The organism is Pseudarthrobacter woesei (genome assembly GCF_055412745.1).
In genome coordinates, this window is record NZ_JBVAYU010000006.1 from 262,781 (window position 1) to 269,949 (window position 7,169).

Genomic DNA, 7,169 nt, shown 5'->3' on the forward strand with positions numbered 1-7,169 from the left:
AAGGTACGTGCAAATGAGTCAGGGGTTGGTCAGGATCGCAGCCGGGTGGCTGCTGGGCCTGATGCTTGCCGTGGCCGGAGCCGTCGTCGCGGTCAACGTGGTTAACGATTCCGTCGCCAGCCCGCAGCAGCCCGTCCGGGAGTATCTGGACGCATTGCAGAAGGGCGAGGGCGAAAAAGCACTCGGCCTCCTGCGGGCCTCGGTGCCGCAAAGCAACGCCGCCATGCTGGACGGCACGGCGCTGCAGACGGCTGCCTCGCGGATCAGCGGCGTGAAGTACGGCAAGGCCGAGGACCGCGGCGGCAGCCAGGTCATGGTGCCGATCGACTACACGATTGACGGCAGCCAGTTGCGGACCGAATTCCTGCTTGAAAAGTCCGGCACGGAGTGGCTGTTCTTCCACACGTGGGCCTTCGTCCCGGCCGCCCTGCCGGTGCTGGACGTCACCGTCGTCAACGCCAATGAGGCCACGCTGAACGGCGTGCCGGTGAACATGCCCAACGGCCGCAACTCCTTCGCCGCCTTCTACCCGGGCGAGTATGAGGCCGCGCTGAACGGCGAGTACTTCTCCGCGCCGGCAACCCGCGCCACCCTGTCCGGCCGGGACGTCCCCGCGGCTCCGCTGAATTTGCTCACCGAAGCCACCGACGGCTTGAATGACGCCGTGGGCGGCAAGGTCAAGGAGTTCCTGGACACGTGCGCGGAAACGGCCGACAAGCAGCAGCAGCTCCAGCCGGACTGCCCGTTCTATCACGCCACCAACAACCGCGTGATTGACGGCACCATCGACTGGAGCATCACCGAGTACCCGGCGGTGAGCATTGAACCCTTTGGCGGTCGCTGGGTGGTGGCGCCGCTGGACGGCAAGGCGCAGATCAAGGCACGCCAGGTGGATTTGTTCACCGGAGCCGTCACTGAGCTCAACGCTGTCCACGATTTCAGCTTCACCACCCGACTGGACATCGTCGCCGACACCGTAAAGCTCACCCCGCTCCTGAGCTACTGATCCGGCCGGGCCTGCGGCGGCCGGACTGGCCCGGTTTTGACCACCCTGTTGCCGCGTTAGCGCCACTCTCCGGACCCAAGGGCTTCGAAACTGGGCCGGTTCAGTTGCGGCCACCTCAGCGATCCCCGCGCCAGCACCTCCCGTACCTGCGCCAGGACTACCTCGGGGGAAAAGACCACGTCGGCGTAGAAGAATCGGAGTACCGGCAGTCCCTGCACCACCGCCGAGTTGTCACGGCGCCGGTCTTTCTTGAACTGCCGTGATTCAAGGTGAAAGGCCAGTCCGTCAATCTCGACGATGAGGAAACCTTCCAGGAGGAAATCCACCCGACCAACCCCGTCGATCCACACCTGCGTCTCGGTCGTAATTCCGGCATCTCTGAAGAGCACACGTGCCAGCGTCTCAAGAAGGGAATCCGCACCCCGCTCGACTCTTGCCACCACGTCCCGGGCCCGGCCACACCGGTTTCCCACTAAGTGCCGGAGCAGGAATCCCAAGTCGATATCTCCTCGACCATAGGCGCTCTCGACCATGACCAGCGCCTCAAGCGGCGGCAGGCAGAGCAGCGCGTGCAGCAGGACATCGGGCAGGGCGGCCACGGCTCCCGTGACTCCGGGCTGTGTCAACGGCATGCGGTGGCTGACGCAGGAACCGGACCGCCGGCCGTTGCTGTGCCAGTAGTGTGGCTTCACTGCAGCGTTCAAGAGCCACAGGCTGAACCGGGGGGCGGCCGAGGCACACGTCAGCAACGCCCTGGAGCGCCGGGCGGCTACCAGTTCGGGGTCCGTGCCGGGAAGCGCCAGGACTCCTCGCTCCAGCCTCACCAACTCTCCCCTGTGGACGGCGCTTCGGATGGCCGATTCGCCCGCGCCTCTCGCCACAACTTCGCGGGTGAGTGCCACCCCGCCCACAGAGCCGAGTATCTGCACAGGATCCATGGACCCAATATGCAGGGACTCCGTGTGCCGCAACAGGGAGCCTCGGCCCTATGTGGACAAGCCTTGGCGGCTGGACTGGCCCGTCAATGATCGGACCGTGACCGAGCTGCCGCGCAAATCCAAGGACTTGGCCGCCAAAGCCGGGCCAGTCCGGCGCAGCACCAGAGCCCGCCTAGTCCATTCCGCGCAGGTCCAGCACCAGCTCGGAGTCCCCGTCGGCCTGCAGCAGCACCGGGATGCCCCAGTCCTGCTGGTACAGGTGGCAGGCGGCGTGGTCCGGGATCTCGCCTTCGGCGTCCTCGGGGCCGTCGCAGGCCGCGGCCCGGGCAGTAATGTGCAGTACGCCCTCGGGGACGTCGGAAGCCAGTTCCAGGGTGCGGAGCAGGCCCACGGAGGTCCCGCCCCCGGAAACCAGCAGCTCCGGCGGGGTCGAGGAGATCTTGAGCTGGGTGGGATCGCCCCAACGGTCGTCCAGTTTCTGGCCGGTGGGCGCGGTGAAGCGGACCGTCAGCTCCAGCGGGCCCGGGGCCACGGGGCTCTTAGGCCGGTGGGTCTGGGCCGCGCCCTCGTCCACCTGCTGGGCTTCCTTGGGGATCGGCACGTACACCAGCTGGTGTTTGTTGGCCTCGACCACCACCAGCAGCGGCTCGGCGCCGGCAACGTGTGTGTGGTCCACAATCACGTCGGAGGGCTCGGACAGCCCGCGCGCAAGCGTGGAGACCGTGCCCGAGGCGGGGTCGTAGCGGCGGACTGCACCGTTGTAGGTGTCCGCGATCGCCACCGAACCGTCCGGCAGTATGGTGACGCCGAGCGGGTGCTGCAGCCGAGCTTCGGCGGCGGCGCCGTCGCGGAAGCCGAAATCGAACAACCCCTTGCCGACGGCGGACTCAACCGTGATGCCGCCGTCGTCCACCACGAGCTTGCGCAGGGCCGACGTTTCGGAGTCCGCCACCCAGATGTTGCCGTCCGCGTCCTCGGCGAGGCCGGAGGGCTGGGCAAACCAGGCTTCCGCGGCCGGGCCGTCCAGGAGTCCCTCGAGGCCGTTGCCGGCAATGATGGACACCGCGCCGGAGAGCGGGGCGAAACTGAAGATCTGGTGCACACCGGCCATCGCAACCACAACGGCGTTGAGCCTGGCGGACCACACGACGTCCCACGGCGAGCTCAGCGAAACCTGCAGCGGATCCGCTTCCAGCCGGGCACCATAGGCGGCGCCCTCCTCGTCGACCCGCGCCGGGCCGGTCTCGAGCAGCCGCTGCACGCCGTTGCCCGCCAGGGTGCGGACGGATCCGTCCGCGAGGGAGAGCCCGCGGAGGCGGTGGTTGACGGTGTCGGCTATCACCACGTCGTAGCCGGCCTCGGCGGCGACATCTTCCGGGAGCAGAACCAGTCCCTGGGGTTCGTTGAACCGGGCCGTTGCGGCGTTGCCGTCGGCATGGCCCTTGTCGCCCGAGCCGTAGCTGGCCAGCACGGTCTGGAAGTCGGTGGAGAGCTCCACGAGGCGGTGGTGGCCGGTGTCGGTGACCAGCCAGGAGCCCGACTCCGTGGCTGTTCCGACCCCGCGGCCGGCCGGTAGGTACAAGGCCTTGCCCGGGAACCGCAGGGTGCCCGACGTCGGCTCCGGCGCCACATAGGGGCCGTCGCCGCGGTGCAGGGTACCCTTGGCGTCGTGCTCGGCGATCAGTTCGGGGATCAGTACGGCAAGGCCGTCGGCGTGGCCTTCGCCGGAGAGGTGCGCCACGATGTAGCCCTCCGGATCGATGACCACCAGCGTGGGCCAGGCGCGGGCGGTGTAGGCCTTCCAGGTGTCCAGTTCGGGGTCGTCCAGGACCGGGTGGCGGATCTCGTAGCGTTCCACGGCCGCGGCCAGGGCCACCGGATCGGCCTCGTGCTCGAACTTGGGCGAGTGCACGCCGACCGTCACCAGGACCTCGGAGTACTGCTGCTCAAGCGGGCGGAGTTCATCCAGGACATGCAGGCAGTTGATGCAGCAGAAAGTCCAGAAGTCGAGCAGCACAATCTTGCCGCGCAGGGATTCGAGGTCCAGTGACTTGCCGCCGGTATTCAGCCAGTTGCGGCCCACGAGTTCGGAGGCCCGGACCCGGAGGTGGGTGCGTACGGTTTCGGTCATCAGCGTCCTTCCAGCTTTGAATTGTGTTCGGCAAGCCTGGCGTCGCGCTCGGCCAGCTTGGCAAACATATCGTTGTAAGCAGTGAGATCGGCGTCGTTATTCCTGTCCGCCGCCCGATCGGTACGTTTGGACTCGCGCGCATCGGAGCGGGACCACATAACGGCGACACCGATTGCCACCAGCAGGGTGGGCACCTCCCCGATGCCCCAGGCCACCGCGCCGCCCATCTGTTGGTCCAGCAGGGCGGAGGGGCCCCAGGTGCGGCCGAGGTTGCCGAAGTAATCCGCGGCCAGAAGTCCCGTGCCGCCCATGATCGCGACGCCGAAGAAGGCGTGGAAGCCCATCGTGGCCAGCAGGAGCAGCAGCCGCATCGGGTACGGCGCGCGCCGAGGCAGGGGATCGGTACCGATCATGGTCAGCACGAAGATGTAGCCGGTGAGGGCGAAGTGCAGATTCATCAGCTCGTGGCCCACGTGCTCGCGCATGGCGTAGCCGAAAGCGTCCGAGTAGTAGAACAGGACGATCGAACCGGCAAAGTTCGCAGCCGCGAACAGCGGGTGCGTCACGAGCTGGGAGAACTTCGAGTGGATGAAGACCAGCAGCCACTCGCGTGGCCCGCGGGAGCTGTCCCTGCGCGGCGTCAGTGCCCGCAGCGCCAGTGTCACTGGCGCGCCGAGGACGAGGAAGATGGGGGCCACCATGGTCAGCGCCATGTGATCCACCATGTGCGCCGAGAACAGCACCCGGCCGTAGACCGACGGCGGTCCTGAGGTTACGTACGTCAGGACGGCCAGTCCGATCACCCAGTTGACGGCACGGAACCAGGACCAGGAGTCGCCGCGCTTGAGCACCTTCCGGAGGCCGAGGACGTAAGTCACGAGTCCAAAAACCGCGACGGCGACCCAGAGCCAGTCGAGGCGCCACTCGGTGAGCCAGCGCTCCGGCGTGAGTTCCGGCGGAAGATCGTAGCCGGAGAGGATGAAGGCCGGAGTCGCGTCGGGAGCGAAGGCGGTGGGCTCCGGCGGCGCCGAACGGCCCAGCGCGACGGCGATTCCCGACGTCGCCCCCATCACCAGCAGTTCGACGACGACGAGCTGCCAGAGCACTCGCCGGGCGGGCAGGCCACCGCCCTGGCTCCCGAGCTGCGGAATGACCCAGCGGCGGTGCATGAGCCCGACACCGCCCAGCACGAGGGTCGCGGCGGCCTTGGCCAGGATGAGCTGCCCGTAGGCGGAGCCGAAGAGGTCGCCCCAGCTGGTGATGCGGATGGCGGAATTGATCACGCCGGACGCGAAGACGAGGACGAAGGCGAAGCCTGCCAGCGAGGAGAACCGGCGGAGCGTGGGCTCGGTGATGTCCGCTTTGCCACCGGCCGTGGTTCCGGTCAAGGCTCCGGAGAGCAGTGCCAGCACAATGATGCCGCCTACCCAGGCCGAGACGCCCACGAGGTGCAGGCCGAGTGAGTTGATGGCGCCTTCGTGGTCATTCGAACTGGCGGAGTGGCCAATGAGCGCGGCCGGCACCAGCCCGATCAGGGACAGCACCAGGGTTGCTGCCAGACCGCCCCGGGAGCGGACGCCGAAGAGCGCGGTGGTGACGACGGCTGCGATGATAACGACCGCCAGCCAGGCCCGGCCGGTCTCGATATCGGTCATGAAGTAGACCAGGGACCGGGTGAACTCGGGATCCCCGGAGATTGCCTGGCCCGCGATGTCCGAGTAGCTCAACACCAGCACGGCGATCGCGGAAAGGGTCCAGACGGCCCCGGCCGCTGCTGCCAAGGTCAGGGCGCGGGTGAACGCGGGATGCTCCGGTGCGTCCTTGTCCCTGTCTTTGTCCTTGGACCGCGAACGTGCGAGGCTCCGTGGCAGGATGCCGACGGCGAAGAGCAGCCCGCCGATCACGGTGGCCAGGGACACGTTGTGGACGGCTTTACTGACGGGAAGTCCCCAGCGAACCAGGGCGCCGGGGTCTGAGACCTGGCGGGACGCTGCGGCCCCGGAGAACAGCAGCGCCGCTGCGAGGCCCACAAACAGCGCCAGGAGGCCGGCCAGCTGCCAGATCGGGGGGATCCCGCCGGGGCCGGAAGCACGGCCTCGCGCTCCCCGAGGCGGGGTTGGCTGGGCTGCTGTGGTACGGGGATTTGCTGCGGAAGGCACAGCTCCATTGTCCGCTACGCCTGCCTGCTCGCCGAATCGGCGCAGGTAACCGCACACTGCGCGAAATGCAAAAGGAGCGGCAACCCTAAGGTTGCCGCTCCTTTGAGGCGTTCGAAGAAGACTACTTCTTCTTGGCGACAGCAGCCTTCAGCTTGGATCCGGCGGTCAGCTTGACGCTGTGACCGGCGGCGATCTGGATGGTCTCGCCCGTCTGCGGGTTGCGGCCCGTGCGAGCTGCACGGTCGGTGCGCTCAACTGCGAGCCAGCCCGGGATGGTGATCTTTTCGCCTGCGGCGACAGAGGTCTCGAAGACCTCGAACAGTGCATCCAGCACGGAGTTGACGGCTGCCTGGCTGGTGCCGGCCTTGCCTGCTACCTCTGCAACAAGTTCACTACGGTTCTTAGCCATTTATGTCCTCCTGGACGGTCATGATTTCTGGAGCCTGCACACGGCATGCGCACAAGCCACTGTTCGAAAACTTACCAGCTTGGCGCCGTGGAGGTGGCAAATTCCGCGTGTTTTCGGCCTTTTTTGGGGAAATTCACGGGAATCGGGGACTTAGGAGGTGATATTTCGCCGACAGCGGACGGCACCGAAGCGCCGCCGGCGGCGCTCCACTGTACTACCCAGGCACCCTTCCACGACGCTGCCTGCGGTTCCGCGGCGTGCGGGGCGATCCTCCCTCAGGTTCGGCCGGGTTCACGGCGACGCTTCCTCAGGTCCGGCACGCTCTGTGGCGGTGTCCGGTGAGGTTGCGGGAGAGGTTGCGGGAGGACGCCGGGCCGGCTTGTGTTCCGCTTTTGGGGTTGGGGGGTTAAATGCGGGAGAGCCTCCAGACTGTGTCTGGAGGCTCTCGACCACTATTTTGTAAATAGTGTCCGGCGGTGACCTACTCTCCCACACCCTCCCGGGTGCAGTACCATCGGCGCTGTGG

Annotated in this window: 5 protein-coding genes; 1 reads left to right on the plus strand and 4 read right to left on the minus strand. The window is 67.0% G+C overall.

Features of this window, described 5'->3' with window-relative positions; genetic code table 11:
• Nucleotides 1-13 precede the first annotated feature (13 nt).
• Complete coding sequence (locus tag ACZYZE_RS11300; protein ID WP_463907727.1) at nucleotides 14-1,006, plus strand: hypothetical protein; 993 nt, start codon at nucleotides 14-16, stop codon at nucleotides 1,004-1,006.
• 56 nt (nucleotides 1,007-1,062) lie between these two features.
• On the opposite strand, the gene ACZYZE_RS11305 is transcribed toward ACZYZE_RS11300, so the two are convergent.
• From ACZYZE_RS11305 to ACZYZE_RS11320, 4 genes are all read right to left on the minus strand, one after another.
• Nucleotides 1,063-1,944, minus strand: a complete 882-nt coding sequence (locus ACZYZE_RS11305) for a type IV toxin-antitoxin system AbiEi family antitoxin domain-containing protein (RefSeq protein ID WP_463907729.1) — start codon at nucleotides 1,942-1,944, stop codon at nucleotides 1,063-1,065.
• A gap of 172 nt (nucleotides 1,945-2,116) precedes the next feature.
• Complete coding sequence (locus tag ACZYZE_RS11310; RefSeq protein WP_463907731.1) at nucleotides 2,117-4,075, minus strand: NHL domain-containing thioredoxin family protein; 1,959 nt, start codon at nucleotides 4,073-4,075, stop codon at nucleotides 2,117-2,119.
• Entirely contained in the window at nucleotides 4,075-6,234 is a 2,160-nt protein-coding gene (locus ACZYZE_RS11315; RefSeq protein WP_463907733.1) for a bifunctional copper resistance protein CopD/cytochrome c oxidase assembly protein, read from the minus strand. The genes ACZYZE_RS11310 and ACZYZE_RS11315 overlap by 1 nt, the downstream gene beginning before the upstream one ends.
• Nucleotides 6,235-6,355: 121 nt before the next feature.
• The gene (locus ACZYZE_RS11320; protein WP_011776355.1) at nucleotides 6,356-6,643 is read right to left on the minus strand and encodes an HU family DNA-binding protein; all 288 of its coding nucleotides are present in this window, start codon (nucleotides 6,641-6,643) and stop codon (nucleotides 6,356-6,358) included.
• Nucleotides 6,644-7,169 lie beyond the last annotated feature (526 nt).

Coding starts and splice junctions, on each gene's coding strand:
- ACZYZE_RS11310 (WP_463907731.1), bottom strand. CDS start 4,075: ATGACCGAAACCGTACGCACCCACCTCCGGGTCCGGGCCTCCGAACTC.
- ACZYZE_RS11305 (WP_463907729.1), bottom strand. CDS start 1,944: ATGGATCCTGTGCAGATACTCGGCTCTGTGGGCGGGGTGGCACTCACC.
- ACZYZE_RS11300 (WP_463907727.1), top strand. CDS start 14: ATGAGTCAGGGGTTGGTCAGGATCGCAGCCGGGTGGCTGCTGGGCCTG.
- ACZYZE_RS11320 (WP_011776355.1), bottom strand. CDS start 6,643: ATGGCTAAGAACCGTAGTGAACTTGTTGCAGAGGTAGCAGGCAAGGCC.